This is a genomic window from Lacibacter sp. (assembly GCF_057361365.1).
Genome location: NZ_JBMQSG010000022.1, coordinates 536,642 through 560,475 on the forward strand (window position 1 = coordinate 536,642; position 23,834 = coordinate 560,475).

Annotated in this window: 18 protein-coding genes; 5 read left to right on the forward strand and 13 right to left on the reverse strand. The window is 41.7% G+C overall.

Annotated features, from left to right (window positions below):
* Window position 1: 1 nt before the first annotated feature.
* The 7 genes from ACO1QW_RS20550 to pheS form a co-directional block, all read right to left on the reverse strand.
* Entirely contained in the window at window positions 2–955 is a 954-nt protein-coding gene (locus tag ACO1QW_RS20550) for a carbohydrate kinase family protein (RefSeq protein ID WP_486261347.1), read from the reverse strand.
* Window positions 956–964: 9 nt separating this feature from the next.
* Window positions 965–2,719, reverse strand: a complete 1,755-nt coding sequence (locus ACO1QW_RS20555; protein ID WP_486261349.1) for a glycoside hydrolase family 13 protein — start codon at window positions 2,717–2,719, stop codon at window positions 965–967.
* 20 nt (window positions 2,720–2,739) lie between these two features.
* Window positions 2,740–4,227 (reverse strand): MFS transporter, encoded by a 1,488-nt coding sequence (locus ACO1QW_RS20560; protein WP_486261351.1) that lies wholly within the window; start codon window positions 4,225–4,227, stop codon window positions 2,740–2,742.
* Window positions 4,228–4,423: 196 nt separating this feature from the next.
* Entirely contained in the window at window positions 4,424–5,413 is a 990-nt protein-coding gene (locus ACO1QW_RS20565; protein ID WP_486261353.1) for an NAD-dependent epimerase/dehydratase family protein, read from the reverse strand.
* A gap of 49 nt (window positions 5,414–5,462) precedes the next feature.
* Window positions 5,463–6,305 carry a 3-hydroxyacyl-CoA dehydrogenase family protein gene (locus tag ACO1QW_RS20570; protein ID WP_486261355.1) on the reverse strand — a complete coding sequence of 281 codons (843 nt, stop codon included), beginning with the start codon at window positions 6,303–6,305 and terminating at the stop codon, window positions 5,463–5,465.
* A 34-nt stretch (window positions 6,306–6,339) separates the two neighbouring features.
* Complete coding sequence (locus tag ACO1QW_RS20575) at window positions 6,340–6,792, reverse strand: hypothetical protein (RefSeq protein WP_486261357.1); 453 nt, start codon at window positions 6,790–6,792, stop codon at window positions 6,340–6,342.
* A gap of 172 nt (window positions 6,793–6,964) precedes the next feature.
* Window positions 6,965–7,996, reverse strand: a complete 1,032-nt coding sequence (pheS, locus tag ACO1QW_RS20580; RefSeq protein ID WP_486261359.1) for a phenylalanine--tRNA ligase subunit alpha — start codon at window positions 7,994–7,996, stop codon at window positions 6,965–6,967.
* 138 nt (window positions 7,997–8,134) lie between these two features.
* Between pheS and ACO1QW_RS20585 the strand changes: the two genes are divergently transcribed.
* Window positions 8,135–9,271, forward strand: coding sequence for a formimidoylglutamase (locus tag ACO1QW_RS20585; protein ID WP_486261361.1), 1,137 nt, complete (start codon window positions 8,135–8,137; stop codon window positions 9,269–9,271).
* A 147-nt stretch (window positions 9,272–9,418) separates the two neighbouring features.
* On the opposite strand, the gene ACO1QW_RS20590 is transcribed toward ACO1QW_RS20585, so the two are convergent.
* Window positions 9,419–9,862: a hypothetical protein gene (locus ACO1QW_RS20590; protein ID WP_486261363.1), complete on the reverse strand. Its 444-nt coding sequence runs from the start codon at window positions 9,860–9,862 to the stop codon at window positions 9,419–9,421.
* Between the two features lie 145 nt (window positions 9,863–10,007).
* Between ACO1QW_RS20590 and ACO1QW_RS20595 the strand changes: the two genes are divergently transcribed.
* Window positions 10,008–11,318 (forward strand): D-alanyl-D-alanine carboxypeptidase/D-alanyl-D-alanine-endopeptidase, encoded by a 1,311-nt coding sequence (locus ACO1QW_RS20595; protein ID WP_486261364.1) that lies wholly within the window; start codon window positions 10,008–10,010, stop codon window positions 11,316–11,318.
* A gap of 135 nt (window positions 11,319–11,453) precedes the next feature.
* On the forward strand, window positions 11,454–13,064 hold the full coding sequence (locus tag ACO1QW_RS20600; protein WP_486261366.1) for a PKD domain-containing protein: 1,611 nt from the start codon (window positions 11,454–11,456) through the stop codon (window positions 13,062–13,064).
* Window positions 13,065–13,184: 120 nt separating this feature from the next.
* Here ACO1QW_RS20600 and mutL read toward each other — a convergent pair whose 3' ends face one another.
* Window positions 13,185–15,026 (reverse strand): DNA mismatch repair endonuclease MutL, encoded by a 1,842-nt coding sequence (gene mutL / locus ACO1QW_RS20605; RefSeq protein WP_486261368.1) that lies wholly within the window; start codon window positions 15,024–15,026, stop codon window positions 13,185–13,187.
* 102 nt (window positions 15,027–15,128) lie between these two features.
* On the opposite strand from mutL, the gene ACO1QW_RS20610 reads away from it, so the two are divergent.
* Together ACO1QW_RS20610 and ACO1QW_RS20615 are read left to right on the forward strand one after the other, a co-directional pair.
* Window positions 15,129–18,065, forward strand: coding sequence for a serine hydrolase domain-containing protein (locus tag ACO1QW_RS20610; protein ID WP_486261370.1), 2,937 nt, complete (start codon window positions 15,129–15,131; stop codon window positions 18,063–18,065).
* Between the two features lie 94 nt (window positions 18,066–18,159).
* The gene (locus tag ACO1QW_RS20615; protein ID WP_486261372.1) at window positions 18,160–18,603 is read left to right on the forward strand and encodes a hypothetical protein; all 444 of its coding nucleotides are present in this window, start codon (window positions 18,160–18,162) and stop codon (window positions 18,601–18,603) included.
* A gap of 71 nt (window positions 18,604–18,674) precedes the next feature.
* Here the strand turns inward: ACO1QW_RS20615 and ACO1QW_RS20620 are convergent, their stop codons facing one another.
* From ACO1QW_RS20620 to ACO1QW_RS20635, 4 genes are all read right to left on the reverse strand, one after another.
* Window positions 18,675–19,529, reverse strand: coding sequence for an alpha/beta fold hydrolase (locus tag ACO1QW_RS20620; RefSeq protein WP_486261374.1), 855 nt, complete (start codon window positions 19,527–19,529; stop codon window positions 18,675–18,677).
* A 99-nt stretch (window positions 19,530–19,628) separates the two neighbouring features.
* On the reverse strand, window positions 19,629–21,050 hold the full coding sequence (locus ACO1QW_RS20625) for a PSP1 domain-containing protein (RefSeq protein ID WP_486261376.1): 1,422 nt from the start codon (window positions 21,048–21,050) through the stop codon (window positions 19,629–19,631).
* 499 nt (window positions 21,051–21,549) lie between these two features.
* Entirely contained in the window at window positions 21,550–22,632 is a 1,083-nt protein-coding gene (locus ACO1QW_RS20630) for an ABC transporter permease (protein ID WP_486261378.1), read from the reverse strand.
* Between the two features lie 36 nt (window positions 22,633–22,668).
* Window positions 22,669–23,796, reverse strand: a complete 1,128-nt coding sequence (locus tag ACO1QW_RS20635; protein ID WP_486261380.1) for a glycosyltransferase — start codon at window positions 23,794–23,796, stop codon at window positions 22,669–22,671.
* Window positions 23,797–23,834: the final 38 nt, after the last annotated feature.

Sequence of the window (23,834 nt, forward strand, 5' to 3'; positions counted from 1 at the left end):
GTCAATTGAAAATGGCGTTACTTAAATGTTTGAAGGCTTCCATGGCACCAAGGTATTCACAGGTGCGTGCACCGGCTTTGTTTGCGTTGGCAATAATTAGTTTCCAATCATCCACACTTATCGACTTGATCTCCTTTTTTGATCTATTACTCAACTGGTATAACACAGCACCGGTAAATGCATCGCCTGCACCGGTAGTATCAACTGGTTTAATGGCAATGCTTGGAATGATCATGGTTTCATTATTCAATCCAAGCAACGTTCCATCTTTTCCCAGGGTAATGGTGAACACTGCATTTGTTCTTTGCAGGAAAACAGCTGCTGCTTCTTCCACAGTCACAGTGCCGGTGAGCATCATTGCTTCTTCATCGCTTACTTTAAAGAAATGACAGTGCTCAAGAAAATACCATGATTGATTTATGAATGAAGCTGTATTATTCTGAAATAACAGGTGCCGGTAATTAGGATCGAAGCTGATGAAGAGATCATTAGCTGATGCTTTATTCAACAAACCGATATATGCTTCCTGCAAAGGGCCCGGTAAAAAACCTGTAGCTGAACCAAAATGTACAAGTGCAAACGAATCAAGATCAATTGTATCAACTTCTTCTTTTGTTAATTGGCCATCGGCACCACGGTTGAAATAAAAATCACGTTCGCCGTTTTCCATTAATGATACAAAAGCAAAAGTGGTAAAGTAATGTGCATCCTGTAGCATGTACTTGGTTGATACACCAAAACTTTTCATAACGGCAATAAGATGATCACCAAAAGGATCCACACCAACTTTGGAAGATAAATCTACTTGTCCGCCCAATGCAGCAATAGCAGCTGCAACATTCGTAGGGGCGCCGCCGGGTTTCTTCAAAAAATTTTCACCGGCGCTTAATGCTTTGCCTTTGTCGGTACAGATCATATCGATCAAGGCTTCACCGATGCAAAGAATTTTATTCATATGTTCATCTTAAAGTTCAAAAATGGTTGCTTCATAAGGTTGCAACGTGCCATTCACAGAAGCTTTACTGTAATTACTGATCGACAGTTTTGCTTTGCTTACATCAACACCAGTTGAAACAGCTGCTTCCTTATTTCTGAAATTCAACAACACTAAAAATTTCTTTCCTTTTAACTCTCTTGTAAAGGCAAACACATCAGGATTGTCTGCATCAACCAATGTAAACGATCCGTAAATCAATGCTTCATTATCCTTTCTCAACTTGATCATTTGTCGGAAGTAATTGAGGCAGCTGTTTACATCTTTCTCAGCAGCAGCAACATTTACTGTATTGTAATTGGGATTAATTTTTAACCATGGAGTGCCTGTTGTAAATCCTGCACCTGCAGTGCTGTCCCATTGCATGGGTGTACGCCCATTATCACGTGAAGAAATTTTCATGCCTTCAAGAAAGCGGTTGAGATCACCGCCTTTTGATTTTACCTGCGCATAGTTGGTGAGTAATTCCACATCATTATAATCTTCCACCTTATCAAACTTGATATTGTTCATACCAATTTCATCACCAAAATAATAATACGGTGTCGCACGCATGCTTAAGATAAATGTCGTCAGCATTTTAGATGATAATTCCCGGTACTCCGGCGAATCATTTCCCCAACGTGTAACCATGCGTGGCTGATCATGATTCCCGAGATACATCGTGCCCCATCCTTTTTCAATAAATGCACTATCCCATTTTTTATAGATGCCTTTCCATTTTACCAGGTCCCATCCTTTTGGATCGGGCATTTTATATTCATTGGGCAGGTAACCAAAATCTATTGCTTCAAAATTGTAAGCCATGTTCAGTTCGTTGCGGTCTTCATCAACAAATAATTTTACACGTGGCACATCACCCATTGCTTCTGCAACGGTAACAAGTTTATAAGGCGTTAATACTTCTCTATTCATTTCCTGTATATATTCATGCAAATGCGGACCACTTGCATAATACAAAGGCCAGTTGCCATTGTATTCAGCAGGCAGTGCAGGCCAGGTAGTGTCTTTTGAAATAAAAGCAAACGCATCCATACGAAAACCATCTACACCTTTTGTTGCCCAGAATTTCATCATGCTGTAAATATCTTTTCGCAACGCAGGGTTTTCCCAATTAAGATCAGGTTGAAAATCGCCGAAGTAATGCAGGTAGTAAGAATTGGTTGGCTTATTAAATTCCCAGCCATAACCTTTATCATCGAAAATGCTGAAGCGATAGGGTGGTTCGCCTTTTTCAGCAGGCCACCAATGAAAATAATTATAGTAGGGACTGCTGCGTGATTTGCGGGCTTCTTTAAACCATTTGTGTTCATCGCTGCAATGGTTTAACACAAGATCCATCATTACTTTAATACCACGATCATGAAAGCCTTTCAGCAACACATCAAAATCATTCATGGTTCCAAACTGCTTCATGATGTTTTGATAATCGCTGATATCATAACCATTGTCTTTATTCGGCGATTCATACACAGGATTTAACCACACAGCATCAATGCCCAGCGATTTAATATAATCTAGTTTTGAGATGATGCCTTTGAGATCACCAACACCATCTCCATCACTGTCTTTAAAACTACGTGGATAGATCTGGTACACCACAGCCTCTTTCCACCATGTGCGTTTTGTATCGATAGCATCAGATGACTGATCATCTTTTGCTTTTTCATTTGTGCATGATAAAAGAAAGAAGCATCCCAGGATATAGAAACTGATTTTTTCCATACACATCTGTTTAAATTATATTAATGACCGGCACCGCCCACCATTGCAATATCATCTGTGGGTTTATCAGCTTTAATTAGTAACGTAAGCAATGCAGCAATCACCAGGAATACGCCTGCAAAAGCAATGGCATTACCAGGGTCATTATTCAAAAAGTTTTTGAGAATAAAACCAAATGTTGTGGTTTGAATGAACATAGGAATAACGATCATCATATTGATAACACCCATGTACACACCATAACGTTCTTTTGGAATTTTACTTACCACAATGAGATAAGGAATACCCATCATACTTGCCCAGCCAATACCAAAGCCGGTGATAGCGGGGAACAGTAAATATTTATTTTCAATAGAAGGAAAGAATAACAAACCAACACCGGCAATTATGAGGCAACCAAAATGGACCAGCTTGGGAGAATATTTTTTTGCGAAGTACACCAAACCGAATGCACACAGGAACGTAACAATATTGTACCAGCCGTTTACTAAACCAGTCCAGCTTACTGCTTTTTCATACAGTTCAGCATTTTGTTCTGGTGTTGTATTCCAAACTGAGAGAGCAATACTTTTTGATGAGTTTTGCCAATAACAAAACAACGCATACCACTGAAACAAATAAACAAGTGCAAGCTGCCACATTACTTTGGGCATGGTGCTGATGGCATCGACGATTTCAATATTCTGTGCAAAAAGAATTTTAAGTGTAGGGTGCCTTTCGGTATAGTTCAATACACGTCGCAGCAAACCTTTTACAAACAAAGAAGGAATTAGTAAGATGATGATAATAGTGTAAGCAACAACAGTAGTGATGATGGAAAGAAAAAACTGAACGGCAGGATGTGGCATGCCCTTGTTCTTTTCCTTGATTGCATTCAATTCATCTTCACTCGGCGGTATTTCAGGTGTTGTGCGGATACTCCACAAGATGGAACCAATGGAACAAACTGCACCAAGAAAAAACGAAGCAAATACCCATGTTGGAAGTTTACCTGTTTTCCCAATAAAGATCAACGGGAAGATGAACAATGAAACATTGGCCAGTGTTTGACCAAAGCCTGTAAAGAAACTCTGCGCTTGAAAACCTGTTGGTTGTTGTGATGCATCAAGCTTGTCGGCAATAAAAGCACGATAAGGCTCCATGGCTGTGTTGTTGCCTGCATCAAGTATCCACAGTAAACCGGCGGCCATCCACAATGCACTGCTGAACGGAAAAAGGAATAAAGCAATGCTGCAGATCATGGCACCAATAAAAAAATAAGGTGTGCGTCGGCCAAAACGTGGATGCCATGTTTTATCGCTCAATGCACCGATGATGGGTTGAATAATTAAACCAGTGAGCGGTCCTGCTAAATTGAGCCATGGAATTTCATCGGGCTTTGCTCCTAAGAAATCGTAAATAGGGTTCACTGCACTTTGCTGCAAACCAAAACTATATTGAATGCCAAAAAAGCCAACATTCATATTAATGATCTGCCAAAAACTCAAATGGGGTTTGGAAATGGACATGTGCAGTTAGTTGAAGGGGCAATAGTTGGTTTAAGTCATACGCACAACTGCACGCAGCAGCAATCGGTATGAAAGATAAACCAAGTTTTTTATGCCTCTATCCTGCAAACGGTTGATGTTGGGAAATCAATGGTTAGGTAGGCCATACTTATAACAGTACAAACAAAGCTTAACAGGCAACGGAAGTAGTTCAAACCTATTTAAGTCCGTAATGGTTCATCAGCCAATTACAGGTACGCTTCACCGTTTCGTCAATGGGAGTGTACGCAAAACCGGGAAGCAAACGCTCAATTTTGGTAGCATCGTAAATGGAGATGCTTTGCGCAGCATCAGCGGTTTCTTTGGTGAGCAATGGTTCTTTATTGCTGAACATTGCTTTCAATGTTTCCATGCGCCAAACCAGTTCGCCCATCCAAGGCTTGGCTAATTTTTGCGGAGCTTTTTTATTGAAGCCCTTGGCTACTTTGGTAAATAAATGCTGAAAACTGAGATTCTCTCCGTTAAGGATAAAACGTTCAGCGCTGATATCGCTATTCATCAAACTCACCATGGCATTGGCAACATCCTTTGCATCAACAAAACCTTTTACACCGCCGCTGTACCAGGGAAATTCTTCCCACATTTTTTTGAAAATGGCAACAGATCCGTTCTCCCAATTCGATTCACCCAAAATAACAGATGGATTAACAATAACAGCATTCAGCCCCTCACCAATGCCACGCCATACTTCCATTTCCGACAGAAACTTTGTTTTGCCGTAGTGGGAGTTGTTGGTTTCTTCTGTCCATTCTGCTTTTTCGGTGATAGCTTGCCCATCGGCAGTTTTACCAACAGCAGCAATTGAACTAACATGCACAAACTTGCGGATATTATTTTCCAGCGCCATGTTCACCATGTTGGCGGTACCTTCAATATTGATCTTGTACATCTCCGGCCGGCGACTGCTGTGATACGATACAACTGCAGCACAGTGATATACTTCTTTACAATGCTGCATTACTTCATCAAGCAGATTTACATCCAGCACATCGCCTTTTATCCATTCGATCTGTTGTTTTTCTTCTTCGCTCAACACCAGCGGCATCGACGTACGGTACAATGCCTTGATTGGTCCTTGCTTTTCCTGCAACAACTGTTTTAATAAAGCCGAGCCAACTAAACCTGCGCCGCCGGTAACGAAGATCATGCGAAGTAAAATTTACGAGGTACGAAGTACGATGTTTTCATGCAAGTATTCAATATTTATAGTAGCCTTCACCGGTCTTACGACCAAGCTTATTGCTTTCTACTTTTTCTTTTTGAATTGATGAAGGTTTCAAACGTTCGGGTTTGCCGAGTTGCTCATACACGCTGCAACTAACTGCATAGTTAATATCGTTACCAATAAGATCCATGAGTTTGAACGGTCCCATTTTAAAACCACTTGCTTCCATTAATGCATCAACGGTTGCAAAATCAGCAACGCCTTCTTCAACTAATCGCAACGCCTCGATGTAATAAGGCCGTGCAACACGGTTCACAATAAAGCCGGGTGAATCTTTGCAGATCACCGGTGTTTTATTCATTTGCTTTGTTAATGCAACCAATGCATCAACTACTTCTTCATTGGTTTGTTCGCCACGCACCACTTCCACCAACTTCATGATAGTTGCCGGATTAAAGAAATGCAGACCAGCTACCCGTTGTGGTTTGTTGATTGATTTTTGTAACAACGAAATAGAGAGTGATGAAGTGTTGCTGGCGAAGATGGTATCACCATGATTGATCTCTGCCAGTTGATTGAACAGTGCAATTTTCGCATCCGGTTTTTCAATAATGGCTTCAATGATCACATCGGCAATACAACCATTGATGTCACTGATGAATTGAAGTTTACCGCTGCTGTTCCTCCGCTGCTCCTCCGTTATTTTTTGTTTCTGTACTAATGATTCCAGATTGTTATTGATGGAGGCTTCTGCTTTTTGCAATACTTCTGTGTTCAGATCGAAAAGTAATGTATAGATACCGCTTTGTGCAGCAGCCTGTGCAATACCGCTACCCATTGTTCCTGCACCACAAACGCATAAAGTCTGAACCATGATTTGGGGAGATGATTAAGATTGGGAGGAAATTTTACTCAAATACAATTTTACTTCTTGATTCAATATCGGTTCGTTGGTCGAAAACAAAATCAACAAATTTTGCTTCACCCGCTTTACCACTTACTGGTATAGATGTGCGTCCATATTCTTTATGATCAGCATCAAATACTTTTGCTTTGATTGTTTGATTAAAGTCTTTTTCAAAGATGAGGTAAACAACGGCTTTGTTAGCTGTTGCGCTGTCTGATTCAATACTGAACTTGCCTGTACTTATTCCTTTTCCGTTGAGATCTTTTGAAACTTCCAGGGTACAGTCAAATGTTTTGGTGACACCTTCTTTCAATCCATCTGCAAATTCAGAAACGCCTTTACCAACGGTTTCGCCCGTTTTATTAATGGCGTCTTTCGCTTTTTCTTTTGCACGGTTACATGAAAAACTTAAAATCGTAATGGACAGAAGAAACAAGGAAAAAACTTTATTCATGAAATGTCATTTAAAATTTCTTTCATCTGGTTTATTCTTATAATCCACCTAAATCATGGTTCAGACAATTGTTGACTAGAATTGCTGAACGTACATGAGTGACACAACAAAAGCTAAATAGTAGTGCATTCGTTTGTAACCTAAAACTTACAACTCAGAACTTAAAACTGTTTTACACCGCTCCCGTAAACTGTTTCAAAAACCGCACATCATTCTCACTGAACAGGCGGATATCTTTTATGCCATACTTCAGCAATGCAGGACGTTCGATGCCCATACCAAATGCAAAGCCTGAATATTTATTACTGTCGATGCCGCAGTTCTCCAACACTTTCGGATGCACCATGCCGCAACCAAGAATTTCTAACCAGCCTGTTTTCTTGCACACACTGCAACCTTCGCCGTTACACAACAAACAACTGATGTCCATTTCAGCACTGGGCTCGGTGAACGGAAAGTAAGAAGGGCGGAAACGGACTTTCACATCTTTACCAAACATTTCCTGCACAAAGAAGTAGAGTGTTTGTTTGAGATCGGCAAAGCTCACTTTCTCATCCACATACAAACCTTCGATCTGGTGAAAGAAGCAATGACTTCTTGCACTGATGGTTTCGTTACGATACACACGACCCGGTGTAATAATGCGGATGGGCAATTTGCCTTTCTGCATTTCATGGATCTGCACATTGCTGGTGTGCGTGCGCAGGAGCCATGCAGGATCGGTGCTGATATAAAACGTATCCTGCATATCACGGGCAGGATGATTTTCGGGCAAGTTAAGAGCAGTGAAGTTGTGGAAATCATCATCGATCTCCGGTCCTTCAGCAACAGAGAAACCCAGGCGCTGGAAAATATTCACCATGCGATTGCGCATAAGACTGATGGGGTGACGGCTGCCGATTGGCAACGCATCGCCGGGCAAAGTCAAGTCAACTTTAGCTGTTGTATCATCTGTGCCGTTTCCTGTCAACGCTCTCCACTCTTCGTATTTCGCTTCAGCAAACTGTTTGAATTCGTTCATGCTCTGGCCAAACGCTTTCTTCTGCTCGTTGGCCACATTTTTCATTTCGCCCATGAGCGCTTTCACCAACCCTTTGGTGCCAAGAAATTTAATGCGGTACTCTTCCAATGCCTTCGCACTGTCGATCTGCAAGGTTTCAATTTCTTTCTTAAATGTTTCAATCTGTTGTAACACCTGTTCCATGCCGCAAAGATAAGGTCTGAACCACGATTTGGGTGGATTTGAGTGATTTGGAAGAAGAAGAAAGGATTTGGATTTTCGCACTTCTTACTTCGTACCTCGTACTTCTTTTTGTTATGTTTGCCACCGAAACGAAAACACATGAGTGATTCACAGATGATTGAAGATTTTTTGCAGCCGGTTGATCTTTCAGCAGTATTGGGCGATGAAGAGTTGAATGAGGCGCAGCTGGGCCGGCATATCCAAACCTATGCATTTCTTTTTCCGGATCTTGAACAGGTGGACCTGGTGATACTGGGAATAACAGAAGAACGGGGAACAGGAAATGGTGTATCATCAAGCGATGCTCCAACAGTTATCCGTAAGAATTTATATCGTTTATATAATTGGCATCCTGATGTAAAGATCGCCGACATTGGTAATGTTGCAGCGGGAGCTTCCTTAAAAGATACTTATGCTGCTGCCAAAGCGGTGATCAAAGAATTAGTTGATGCAAAAAAGACGGTACTTATTCTGGGCGGCAGTCATGATCTTACAATGGCTCAGTATGGAGCTTATGTGCAACGCCAGCAGATCATTGAAGCAAGTTGTATTGATGCGTTCATAAACCTGAGCAACGAAACACCATTGCGAAGCGAAAACTTTTTGATGGAAATGCTGACGGGTGAACCAAACTTCATTCGACATTACAATCACATGGCCTTCCAGAGTTATTATGTGCATCCGGCCATATTGCAAACAATGGATCGCCTGCGTTTCGATTGTTTTCGTGTGGGTGTGGTGAAAGATGCATTGGAAGAAATGGAACCGGTGATCCGCAGCAGCGATATGCTGAGTATTGATATTACGGCGATGGCCAATGCTTATGCGCCTGCCAACCGCACTTCACCCAATGGGTTAAACGGACAGGATATTTGTACCCTCACCCGTTATGCAGGCATGAGCGATCAGCTGAGTACGTTGGGCATTTATGGATACAATCCAAAGCTGGATGTGGATGAATTAACAGCCATCCAGATATCCCAAATGATCTGGTATTTTATTGATGGGTTGAGCAAAGGCAAAACAGAAGCGGCTTTGGAAGATCGTCACCAGTTCAGCGAATACCACACCACGATCAACGAAGCGGATGTATTATTCTTACGTAGTCATAAGACAGGTCGTTGGTGGATGCAGATGCCGAATAGAAAGTTTATTGCGTGCAGTGCCAGCGATTACCAGTTAGCGATTCATAGTGAAATGCCGGAACGTTGGTTGAGAGCGCAGGAGAGAGATTGATTTTGTTGATCACTAGTTTGCCACGAAGACATAAAGACAGGAAGCAGCACAAAGAAGGCAGAGCATAGAGCAGATAAGAAAACTTGTTGTCAGAGATAGTTTCTACTTTGTGTTCTTTGCGTTTTCGGGACTTAGTGGCAATGCAAACTATTCCACCTTCAGAATGCTATAGTCAACATTATTAAAGCTAAACTCTTCGCCAACTTTCTTCATAAGCATTAATTTTCCCAAAGGTGCTTCAGGGGAAACTGCGAATACAGTTGCCTCGTCTACTTTCAGTTTGCCTAAACCAAGACTGATATAAAAGATTCCGTTGTTTGTATGAACAAGACTTCCACGAACAGCCATTTCATTTTGTATTGAAGCGTCGAGTTTTTCGAGTATTGCTTTTTGCTGCAACAGTTCTTTTAATTGCCGACTGTTATTCTCTTGTTCAATCTGAAGCATAGCAAGTGCAGTTTCATGTTTATCGCCCGCAGTTCGTTTGGTTTCATTGCCGGCACTATCACTTAAATCGTGCAGGTTTTTTTGTACTGCATCGATCTTTTGCTGTACCAATTCACAACAGGCACGATATGTTTTTTCTTTCAATGTCACAGTGTGCAAGGTATGCCATACTTATTTCGGTTAGAGCAAAATTATCAATAGGCATAAGTAGGGCATTGCTATTCCGACCCAACGAAACAATGTATATTTATCCTTAAATCATATGCGGATGTTCTCTATTTCGAAATGCATGAATTTTCTTTTTGTGGCTGTGTTCCTTGTTTCATGTACTGTACAAAAACAGGCAACAGTTTCACCATTACAAAAAAAACTCATTAATGATTCTGCATTGACCAACGCATTTGTGGGTATTGCTGTTTACGATGCTGAAAGCGGTAAATATTTATATCAACATAACAGCAACAAATATTTTGTACCGGCGAGCAATACAAAGCTGCCAACCTTATATGCTGGCATGAAATACCTGGGAACACAGTTACCCGGTCTGCAATACAAAGAAGAAGGCGACACCGTTTACATACAGGCAACAGGCGACCCAACATTGTTGCATGCTGATTATAAAACGCAACCGGTAGTGGATTTTTTAAAGAAGCAAACAAAGCCCATCGTTATTAATAACCGCAACTGGAAAGCCGAAGCGCTTGGTTATGGCTGGGCATGGGACGATTATCTCGGTTATTATATGACAGAACGTAGTCCGCTTCCTGTATATGGTAACTACATAATATGGATACAGCAGCGCAATGTGGAAGAACGTGAGGGTAAGATGGATACATCGGGAATTGTCTTCACTGATCCTGAAATAAACTGGGATGTGCAATTTAAAACAGGTAAGGTTGCTGCGTTTGATGTTACAAGGCCACGTACAGAAAATAAATACACGATCACCGAAGGAAAAGAATTGAAGAAAGAATTGGAAGTGCCGTTTGTAACGAATGGTTTGCAATCTGCATTGGAGTTGCTGAAAGATACCGTGCATCAAACCATCACTACCGAAGGGTTTAAAATTTCGAATCCTGAAATCATTTATTCCCGGCCGGTTGATTCGATGTATAAACCACTGATGTACCGCAGCGACAATTTCTTTGCCGAGCAAACATTGATGATGGTGAGCAACCAACTGTTTGGTGAAATGGATGAACAAAAACTCATTGCACATTTGTTGAAAAATGATCTGAGTGGCTTTCCCCAAAAACCAAAATGGGTTGATGGAAGCGGGCTCAGTCGTTACAATTTATTTACACCCGAAGATTTTGTGTGGCTGCTGATGAAGATGAAAGATGAATTTGGATTGGAAAGATTGAAGAGAATTATGCCAACCGGCAACACAGGCACGTTGCGTAATTATTATGTGGACGATGCCGGTTTCATCTTTGCAAAAACAGGATCACTCACCGGGCATTTGGCTTTGAGTGGTTATCTTATCACGCAAAAAAATAAGTTGTTGGTGTTTTCTGTTATTGTCAACAATCATAATACCTCAGCAACGGCAGTGCGTAGGGCAGTGGAGATGTTTGTAAAGGGGTTAAGGGCTGATTAGGCAGCAACAGCAATCAATTTTCAACAAATATTTTCGAAACCATTAAACCTGTGGTGGATAAATCCGTCACAGCGTTTAGATTGTTCACCCATATCCGCCGATTTCCTTCCTGATGCGGACCCAAAACGTTGTATTATGAAGCAGTTATTTTACTCTATCATTATCCTGTTGATTGCATTTACATCCATGGCGCAGGATAATCCTTGTAAAGGCAAAGCTGCTTTTCAGTATGTGATTAATGGCAATACCGTCAAATTCACTTCAGCTACAACAACTAATTCACCACTGGTACATCAATGGCGATTTGGCGATGGCCAGGTAGGCGACGGAGCCAGCCCCTCGCATACTTATCCTGCAGGTAATTACCGGGTCGTGCATTATATAAAGGATACAGTCCTGAAATGCTATGACTCTGCTGTTAAGGAATTCAGCATAACCGCAACACTCTGCGATTTTGTGAGAGCGCAATTTGAGTGGCGAAAAGATTCTGCAAATCCATCTAAAGTATTTTTCATTAATCAATCGCAGGGTAACTCTACCGGCGCAGCTGTTATTTATAAATGGAATTTTGGCGATGGTACGTCCGGCAATGATGTTAACCCTGCTCATGTTTATGCAAAAGCAGGTGTATATAAAGTTTGCCTTGTCGTGATGGTAAACAATACCTGCATTCGGGAGATTTGTAAAGAAGTACGTATAGGTGATTGCAATTTCGATGCTGGCTTTACCTGGGTGATGGATAATGCGCATCCGATGCGTGGTGTCAAGTTCAATCCATTCCCCTCGCCACTAACACTTGCACCGCTTAGTACAAAATGGAGTTTTGGTGATGGCACTTACAGTACAGAATATAGTCCGTTGCATCTGTACCAGCAACCCGGCACTTACAAGGTTTGTTTGCGTATTGAATATTTTGCTGGTTGTGTGAAAGAAGTTTGCAAAGAAGTAACTCTTCTTCCTTATGAAAGTTGCGAACCTCTCAGCAGGTTTACAATTCATCAAACCAGTTCGAGTATAAACACATTTTATTTTAAAGCCGATACGATTAATACGAATATAAAATATACCTGGTCTTTTGGTGATGGTACAGGTGCCTTAGGTGCAAACGCCACCCATAAATATGACCGGCCCGGTACATATAAAATTTGTTTAACTGTGTATCGTGCAGATAACTGTGCTTTCACTACTTGTAAGGAAGTTGTTATTGGTGTATTGAATTGTGACCAAACAACCTTGAAGTTTGAAATGCAACGCATGAACCCACCAAACAACAATGCGGTGAAGTTTACTGCTGTGGGCAATCAACCAATTACATCACAAAGCTGGACGATCTGGAGAAACAACTCAACTACACCGATCAAGATCAATACAAATGACCCAATATATATTTTCCAGGATACTGGCTATTACAAAGTTTGTCTGCGTGCAACAACTGCAAACGGATGCGTAAAAGAAAATTGCGATTACGTTCGTATTACTTATGTTCCGAGGGAATGTCATCTGCAAATAACGCCTAATCCTGCTATCACAAACATTCAGTTTAAAGTGCAGGTTGAAATGCCGAAGCCAGTTGTAGCTTCGATACTTGATATGACTGGTATGCGCAAAGCCATTTTTTACCTGAATGCAGTACCGGGTGTAAATACGTTTACTTTACCCGTTACCACATTAGCACCGGGTTATTATACACTCGAAGTGAAAGTAGGTGACCAGGTTTGTACCAGTAAGTTTCAGAAAGTGAATTAAAGAGATTGCTGAAAGAGAAGTAATATTAAAGAGCAAGCTTTCGGCTTGCTCTTTTAATATTTTGTATCTCGACTATCGCTCGATATAAAACACCACACCCTTTGACTTCGCCCAGGGTTGTTATCGCCCAAACATTTTCTCCAACTCATCTTTTTTAATTTCCATATATACCGGAAATCCATTTGATGTTGCATTTGGCTGGGCACAGTTGAACAGATCTTCTACTAATTGTTTCATTTCTTTTTGCGTAAGCGAACGACCGGCTTTAATGCTATGTTGCTTCGCCAATGAGCGAATGAGCTTTTCACGTTTGGAAAACTTCAGATCACTGGTGTAATGCTTGAACTGTTCTAATAATAGTTCGATCGCAATTGCTTCATTACCCTGGTCTACATCAGCCGGGGTGCCTTGAATAACAAATGTATCTTTTCCAAATGGCTCAATGAGATAACCAAGTTGCTTTAGTTCATCACTCAATTCACCTAACAATACTGCATCTGCAGTTGAAAGATGAAGCGTGGCTGGAAACAAACTGCTTTGTGCAGCAATTGCTTTTCCATCGGCAGCAGCAAGATAACGTTCATACAGCACACGCTCATGTGCATTTTGCTGGTGAATGATCATCATACCCTTTGTTGTTGCAGCTAATACATAGGTTTGATGAAGCTGCGTAAAATCCTGGTCGGGCAAAACAAATTTCGGCTGACTGTTGTGCAATGAAATATCCGCTGCAGAACCAACAGTCGTCTGTTGTCCATGGTCTGTGGTCTTTGCAGGCTCATAAAATTCACGCCAATGTTTCAGCTCACTCTTTTGCTGCGGATCAATTTTATGTGCAGCATGTTTTTGTGTGAACGTATTGTATAGAGAAGAAGAAGAAGCCTGTGATTTTTGCTCACTGGTAAACGGCTTGCTTACTGCATCGAGTTGTTGAATGGTTGGGTCAAGATCAAAATCAAGTGTTGGTGTAATGCTGAACTGTGCCAATGCGTGTTTCACTGCCGATTGCACAAATGCATACACGATCTTTTCATCTTCAAATTTTATTTCCTGTTTTGTTGGGTGGACATTAATATCTACCTGCGCAGGATCAAGGTCAATAAACAATACATACGTCGGAAAACTATCAGTAGCGATCATTTCCTGGAAAGCACCAGCTACAGCATGGTTGAGATATGCACTCTTTATAAAACGATGGTTCACAAAAAAGTATTGATCACCTCTCGTTTTCTTGGCTGTGTCGGGTTTACCAATAAAGCCATAAATATTCATGTAATCGGTTTGCTCTTCAACCGAAACCAGCTTTGCATTGTATTGATTGCCGAGCAACTGAACAATCCGTTGTTTCAACGTGCCTCTGTCGAGGTGAAACATCTGCTGACCATTTGCACTAAGCGAAAAGAAAATATCAGGGTAAGCCATGCTCACACGAATGAACTCATCAACAATATGACGCATTTCGGCTGCATTACTTTTCAAAAAATTTCTGCGTGCAGGAACATTGAAGAATAAATTCTTCATGGCAATGCTGGTACCATTGATGGTTGCAACAGGTTCCTGCTTTTTTACAACACTGTTTTCAATTTCAATATAAGTGCCTGCACTATCTTCCGCACGTTTGGTTTTTACTTCCACTTGTGCAACAGCTGCAATGGAAGCTAGTGCTTCACCACGAAAGCCCATTGTTTTAATGCGGAAGAGGTCATCAATTTCTTTGATTTTGGAAGTAGCATGTCGTTCAAAAGCCATGCGTGCATCTGTTTCACTCATGCCGCCGCCATTATCAATTACCTGCAACAATTGTTTGCCGGCATCGTTAATGACCAGTTGTATTTCTGTTGCACCTGCGTCAACTGCATTTTCCAATAATTCCTTCACTGCACTGGCAGGGCGTTGAATAACCTCGCCTGCTGCAATCTGGTTCGCAATATGATCGGGCAATAATTGAATGATATCCGGCACGTACGCTTCTGTGTTTTGAAACGGCAAATTTACGTTACTTCAACCAACCGTCGAAGGATAATTCGTTACCTTTAAGCGGATCGAAAAAAGCAGAAAACTTACATGAAGAAATTAACCTTGGTACTCTCGTTTGTGATCGCTCAGCTTGCCATAACCGCACAAACAAAAGAAGAAAAAGCAAAGCGTTGGGCCGATAGTGTGATGCAAACCCTGAACAACGATCAGCGTATTGCTCAGCTCATGATCATTCGTGCACACAGTAATCTTGGAGCAGCGCATGTAAAACAGGTAACTGATCTTATCCAGAAATATAATGTGGGCGGACTTTGTTTTTTCCAGGGGGGTCCTGTTCGCCAAGCTAACCTCACCAACTTTTATCAAAGCATCGCTAAAACTCCCTTGATGATCACCATTGATGGTGAGTGGGGTTTGGGTATGCGTTTAGATAGTGTTGTATCGTTACCACGTCAATTGATGTTGGGCGCTGTGCAGAACGCATCACTTGCATATGATTATGGAAAAATTTTAGGCGAGCAATGTAAGCGCATGGGCATACAGGTAAATTTTGCACCAGTTGTTGATGTAAATAATAACCCCAATAACCCCGTGATCAATGATCGTTCTTTTGGTGAAGACCGTTACAAAGTTGCATTGTTTGGCACAAGAGTAATGCAAGGCATGCAGGATATGGGTGTGATGGCATGTGCAAAACATTTTCCGGGTCATGGTGATACTGAAACAGATAGTCATTACGATCTGCCAATCATCAACAAAACAAAACCACAATTAGATTCATTAGAGTTATATCCTTTTCGTGAGTTGTTTGAAAATGGTGTGGGAAGTGTAATGATCGGGCATTTATATATTCCCGCTATCGATAATACAAAGAACCAGGCAACATCATTATCGTATAACAACGTAACAAAACTTTTGCGTGAAGAACTTGGATATAAAGGACTCACATTTACAGATGCGTTGGAAATGCAGGGCGTAAAAAAGTTTTATCCTGACGGTGCTGCAAGTGTTCAATCATTGATCGCCGGAAATGATCTGCTTTGTTTGCCTTCAGATATTCCTGCAGCTATTAAAAAAGTAAAAGCAGCTGTCAAAAAGAAAAAACTTAGCTGGGATGATTTGAACAGTCGTGTGCATCGTGTGCTGATGGCAAAATATTTATACGGTCTTGGTGATTTAAATCCCATCGATACAAACAATCTTGTTGATGATCTTAACCGCAGCACCGATGCTTTCCGAAAGCAAGTGGCGCAACGTTCTGTTACATTGGTAAGGAATGAACAAAAGTTATTGCCACTTTCATCTGCTGCATTATCGTTCATGGGGAAAGCAACGCATACAGAGAAGAAAATTGCTTATGTGGCTATTGGTATTACAGCTTCAAATGTTATTACGCAAAAGATGAAAGATGAGCTGAAAGCGGATGTTTTCTTCTTCTCTTATAAAAATGATGCAGGCAGAATTTTATCGTTAATTGAATTGATCAAACAGAACTACAGTCATGTAGTGATTGGTTTGCATAATTACAGTCGACGTCCCCAAAATAATTTCGGCATCAGTTCATCGGCATTGCAGTTGGCAAATAAACTGGCGGAATTACCACAATCAGCTTTAGTGCTTTTTGGAAATCCTTATGCATTAAAGAATTTTTGCAACGTAAAGAACAGTATTGTTTGTTATGAGGATGATTCGTATACACAAGCCGCCGCATTTGATGTCATCGTTGGTAAACAACAGCCGATGGGCAAACTTCCGGTAACAGTTTGTGAGAACATCAAGTACGGTATCGGCCTGGAATATGTGTTGCCTGCAACAGGTGACCTTGAACGCAACTTGTTGCCGGAAACAAAATTTGCAACAGTTGATTCTATTGTAGCCGATGCCATTCAAAAAAAAGCTATGCCCGGCTGTGTGGTGCTTGCAGTGAAAGATGGGAAGATCATGTTTGAAAAAGCGTACGGCCATTATACTTATGATCAACTCGAACCAATGACTTTGGAATCGGTATTCGACATGGCATCTGTTACCAAGATCTGTGCTACCAATATTTCAGTCATGAAGTTGTATGAAGAAGGCAAGCTTGATCTCAAACAAAAACTCGGTTATTATTTACCATGGGTGAAGGGTACGAATAAACAAGATCTCATCATTGAAGATATTTTGCTACACCAGGCAGGATTAAAATCGTGGATACCTTTTTTCAAAGAAACAATGGACACAGTTACGGGTATCCCTACGGACAGCTTGTACACGAGCGGACCCAGTGAAGATTTTTCAATTCGTGTAGCCGATACTTTTTATATGCGTAACGATTGGCGTGATACCATGTATCAACGCATTTTACAAAGTGAAATGGGGCCAAATGGTAAATATGTGTACAGCGATAATGATTTTATTTTTCTTGGGAAGATCGTGGAGCAACTCACCGGAATGACACTGGATGAATATGTACGCAAAACATTTTATGAACCACTGCATCTTGATGCAACAGGATTTCTTCCGTTACAACATATACCCATCAACCGCATTGTGCCAACCGAACGTGAAGTGCAATTCCGCCGGCAATTATTACGTGGCGATGTGCATGATCCCGGCGCTGCTATGTTTGGTGGTATTGCCGGTCATGCAGGTTTGTTCAGCACAGCTTATGAATTAGCAGTGATTATGCAGATGCTGAACAATGGTGGAACAATTGGTCAGCAAACATTTTTTAAACCAGAGACCGTACAAAAGTTTATTGCTTACGGTAGTGCCAACAGCCGACGTGGTTTAGGTTTTGATAAACCGGAAAAAGATAATGCTACACGCAAAGAACCTTATCCGGCATTGAGTGTGTCGCCTTCTACATTTGGACACACCGGTTATACTGGCACTGGTGTATGGGCCGATCCTGAGAATAAGATCGTGTACATTTTTTTAAGTAATCGAGTTCATCCCGAAGGCGGAACGAATACAAAACTATTAACGATGAATGTGCGGGGGAAGGTGCAGGATGCGTTGTATAAAGTGTTGTTGGAGAAATAACGACCAAGACGCTTTATGCGACCTGAACGAAATAGTGCATTCAAGCTTTTCAAAATACAGCTTAAATTAAAGTAGTGCCTTAAAAAACAGTAGCATGAATTTTATAAAAGTAATTTTGGTATTTACAATTTTATCACACGCTTCATGTGCAAGTGTTTCAAAAAAGAATTCAAAAGCTGGATATGCTTTATTGGCATACCCAAAGGATAGTTCAATACTTGTGTCAAGCAGTCAATTTAGTTCTTACCAAACCATCTTTTTTAATAACATCGAATTTCAATTTGTAGGTAGTAAAAGTGATACCCAATATCTTTCAACGAGAAGTAAACAATTTCTCACTCCAGAAGGGTACAGTGTTGGAATGAGTTTAGGAGAAGTAGATAAAATTTTGCGAAAGGATATTACAAAAGAACCTGGGTGGGGGTATTATATTCAACTTAAATCCGGATGGAGTCTTGCTTTTTGTGAAGGTAATTCCTGTACAGATCACCTCCCTCAGGACTTGTCAACAGTCGATTGGATTTTTAAAAGGAAGTAGCGGTATTTAAGAAGTAACTCGCCTGCTCTTGCGTATACAGTTCAGGCCGCTTCAGCGTCCCGACCCTCTTCTCACTTTAACTTCATCAACAACTCCACAATCTCTTTCTCTCTCGTCCACACAATAAAGTGATTTTCCTTTTCGAAGGTGGTAACGAAAACTGAATCTGTTTTTGTTAGCATCTTTTGTGTGTAGGCCACATTGCTGTAAGGCACCAGCATATCTTTATCGCCATGCAGAATATAAACCGGGCAGGTGATCTTCTCAAAATCTGGTTTCATATCAACGAGATCTTTTTTTAAATACCACAGCTCTTCATTGCTTGGGCGCATGGCACCTGGCACCAGATAATTCAACGGAGTTTTAAACAAAACAGGCCTCCACTTTTCGGGTTTCTCGGCAGCAGGATCTTGTGAACCTGCAAGTATCACCAATGCTTTTGTGTATTGTGGTCGTGAAGCAGCAAGTTTTATAATGAGCGGCCCGCCCATACTGTGACCGATAAGAATTACCGGTTTGTTGTTATTGATCGAATCCATCCATGCGGTAATGATCTTTGTTTGTTCTGATAAGTTCATGGCATTGCCAAAATCACTGTAACCAAAACCCGGACGATCGATCGAGATAATTCTATAATGCTGCAACAATTCTTTATTGCGGAGATACGATGCAAATGCATCCCAACTACCGGGCGTACCATGTACAAATAACAACGTTGGTAAAGTGTCACTGCCGGTTTGTGCATAATGCAACGGAAATCCCTTGATCTCTTTTGTTGCAGTCTTTAACACAATACCTGAGTTGCTGAATTCTTCTTTGGCTTTACTATCGCTCATGCGCATTTTCATACAGCTTTGAGCCATGATGAGCCAGAGCAATAGAATAATTCCCAGAATAAGAAAGGAGCGTTTCATCCAGCGGGGCATATAAGGAAGTTACGAAATGTTGCAAAGGGATCGCTTATTCAAAACTAAACCAATAGTCAAACCAAAACAAAACCCCAACTTTCGTCGGGGTTTATTTGCTTACGCATTATCATTTGTTGGCGGTTGATCTTTTTTCTTTTCGATCTGCGGCCTGTTTTGTTGTTGCGGTTTATTCTGTTGTGGCGGACGTTGCTGCTGCGGACCACGCTGTTGTTGAGGTGGTCTGTTTTGCTGCTGGGGTCTTTGTTGTTGCGGTGGACGTTGTTGTCCTTGTCCACCCTGTTTATTTTGCTGTCCACCTTGTGATTGTTGCGGACGCTGCTGTTGTGGTCTTTGTTGTAGCGGCGGACGTTGTTGTTGTCCTTGTCCACCCTGCTGTTGCGGACGTTGCTGCTGTTGTTGTGAGCGTTCTTTGTCTTTACGCTTTTTGCTGTTACGCTCCAATGCACGTAAACTGATCTGACCCACCAACTCCACATGTGCATGTTCCTTTTCTTCCGCTTTTGCCGGAGAAAGTTCAATGGCGCCCAACTCATCGGGACGTTGACCTTTTACATTCATGAACCTGATCTCCTTCACCCGCTCAATAGGCACAGGATATTGTTTGTTGCTATCAGGCAACACATACCACATCAGGTTTTTGAAAATATCTTTTTTGATCAGCTGTGCAGTTCCTCGTGTCAGCTCGAGGGTATCGGCATTGTTGGGGAACTGTTGCAGCGCATCTAAGTAAGTATCCAGCTCATAATTCAAACAGCATTTCAAACGACCACACTGGCCGCTGAGTTTTGTTTGATTGATCGTAAGATTCTGGTAACGGGCAATGGTTGTGGTAACGCTCTTGAAATCGCTGAGCCAGCTACTGCAGCAAAGTTCCCTTCCACAACTGCCAATGCCACCAATCTTTGCCGCTTCCTGGCGAATACCGATCTGTTTCATCTCCACCTTTATCTTGAATTCGCTTGCATAAATCTTGATGAGCTCACGAAAATCAACACGGTCTTCAGCAGTATAATAGAAAGTCGCCTTACGTCCATCGGCCTGAAATTCCACCTCGATCAATTTCATATCCAGCTTCAGTTGAATAATGATGGCCCTTGCCCGAACCTGTGTTGGCTTTTCACGCTCTTTGGTTTCTCTCCATTTTTGCAGATCCATTTCATTGGCCCGGCGCATGATCTTTTTCAGATCAGGGTTATCTTCCTTTACGCCTTTTTTCTTCATCTGCAAACGCACCATTTCACCGCTGATGTTCACCATGCCCACATCAAAACCACTTACACCTTCCACCGACACCATGTCGCCTTTGGTGAATGTCTGCAAGGTATTGTTGCGGTAAAATTCTTTTCGGCTTCCGTTATTGAAGGTTACTTCAACAATACGGCAATCACTATCCGGGTCGCTGAATGGCAGGTTCGCCAGCCAGTCGTGCACATTTAACCGGTTACAGCCACCTGTGCTGCAGCCACCGTTGCTTTTGCAACCGCCCGGTTTACCCGTACTACAAGTTGTACAACTCATTATTATGAGAGATTAATAGTTAATAATAAGAAGAGAGGGATGGGCAAGCTGCGGAATGTCTTAGAAGCTTTGGTTGTGTCACTCACTTGTACGCTTTGTTCGCTATGCAGCTGTCAAAGCCTGAGATTCAGTAGATATGTTGAAGATCATTGCCAAAAAGCAACGAACAATCAAGTACAAGAGTCGAGACGATTCTGTCTCGATGCAGACTGCAACGTCTGCATTCGACGCAACAAAAACGATCATTAATTCAAAAGCTTACTCACAAAATCCTTCTTCACTTGTTGACCCATTCAACGCTCAAATCCTTTACTACAGGTCAATTCCATCAAAAATAAGGATTTATCGGGAAAGCTAACAGCAATAAGGATTGATGGCAACACGGTGAGTTTCCCAAAGGCTGGCTAAGCGGCTTAGTGAAGAGCTATCATCTCGACTTCGCTCGATGAAAGCAGGCAACATCCTTCGACTGCGCTCAGGACTCCCGCTCACTCAGGGTCTAAGTCCTCACATCCAACACATCCCTCAACCCGTTACCCAGTAAATTGAAAGCCAGCACCAGCAACATAATGGCAATGCCCGGCGCAATGGCCAGCATGGGATTGTTGGTAATAATAAAGTTGTAGTTCTCTTTGATCATGAGCCCCCAGCTTGGTTGCGGTGCCTGTACGCCAACGCCCAGGAAACTCAAGCCGGCTTCGATCACAATGGCGCTTGCAAAATTGCTGGCCGCAATTACGATCACCGGGCCCATAATGTTTGGCAGTATATGTTTAAAAATGGTTCGGGCATTTGAAAAGCCCATGGCCTTGGTGGCTTCAATGTAATTGAGTTCACGAATGCTGAGGACCTGCCCTCGAACCAGCCTGGCCACGTTTACCCAAAGCGTTAAGCCAACGGCAATGAACACCTGCCAGAAACCTTTGCCCAAGGCGAGGGTAATGGCGAACACCAACAACAAAGTAGGGATGCTCCATACCACGTTGATGAGCCAAAGAATGGCTTCATCGATCCAGCCACGAAAATAACCCGCCACGGCGCCTAGAAAAATACCAACGGTGAGCGAAATGGCAACGGCAATTAATCCAACTCCTAAACTCACACGCACACCAACAATAAGCCTGCTTAAAATATCCCGGCCAAATTTATCAGTGCCCAGCCAAAAGGTTTTGCTGACAATGCGATCTTCTGAACGTTTGCTGTTGAACTTAAAAGTCATGGGTTCACTCACACCGTCATCAATAAATTTTTCTACATCGTACCTGTTGCCGGTTTGTTTGTGAGAGCTGATGGGAATGTATTGGTAACTATCATCCTTGCCAAAGAATAGTTTGCTAAATAATGAAGTATTGGTCTTCCTGTCTTTTTCGATCTTGATGAACTGTTGTTTATACCCTGGTTTTTTTGCAGCGATCTCAACAATAATTCGATTTGCATCCGGAGTAGCATCAGGCGCCAGGATATATGCAAGAACAGCCGTAAGCAATGCCAGCACGATAATACTTAAGCCAAACACAGCGCCTTTGTTGCGGCGGAGTTTTTTCCAAAAGACTTTTGAAAAGGAATATTCTGTGTTGGACATTGATTAAAAATAAAACTTTGCGGCCAGTTCTGTCATCTACTTCACTGTTCTTCCTTTCCATTCATACTTACCAAATTTACCCAGCCATCCGGCAATAACAGTGTACAGAATATGAAAAGGCTGTGCAATCGGGAACCATAACAATAACAATTCTTTTTTGAAGAAGCCGGCAACAGGTAAAAGAAAAATAAGTTCAACAGCTGTTTTAAACAGCAGGCTGTTCACCAGCAATATCCATAAGCTGCTGTTGAAACAAGCTGCTATAAAAAGAATAAGCAAGAATGCATTCAACAGGTACACGAGCAGCAATACTGAAAAAATGCGTTTGTCATCATATTTATCAGCTTTACTCGCCCAACGTATCCGTTGACGGAAAAACTCAGCGATCGTATCAACCGGATTCGTAAGCACAATGCTATCTGCAGCTTTGCAGTAATGCACTTCGTTTGGAAATTGCTTGTACAATTTATGCATCAGCAGCATATCATCGCCACTGGCAATATGGTCCACTCCTTTAAATCCATCTACTTTGTAAAATGCTTCTTTACTGTAACAAAGATTGGCACCATTGCACATACTGTGAAAGCCTGCGCCTACCGATGCAGCAGTAATTCCCTGCAGACTTAAAAAATCAAGCGACTGAAATAATTTAATAGCTGAGCTTTCTTCTTTCATGGCAACAGGCGCTGCAATAAAAACAGTCGGCTTTTGTTGAATGATATAAGCAAAGTTGCGAAGCCAGTTCACTGGCACCGTACAATCTGCATCGGTAGTAACAATGTAATGGCCCGTTGCTTTTTCAACACCCACTTCAATTGCTTTCTTTTTATATGAGTTGATCTTTTCTTTCAGCTGATCTTTTAATTCAATTACCTGCACACCTGGAAATTGTTTCACGACTCCAACTGTTCTGTCATCACTGAAATCGTCGATCACTATTACCTGCAGCAATTCTTTCGGATAATTTAACTGCTCAATACTTTGTAAACAGCCGCCGATGTTTTGTTCTTCGTTACGGGCAGGAATAAGAATGGTAAAAGTTGTAGTGGCTGTAAACGAATCGGGAACAGTAGTCGTTTTTAATTTGCCCCACCAGCGGCGATACAATAACAACAGTATTGCGTAAGGGATCAACAATATGAATGTAAGCAGCAGCCACAGCATGCTGCAAAATAAGAATGCTGCAGCAAACATAAAGCGAA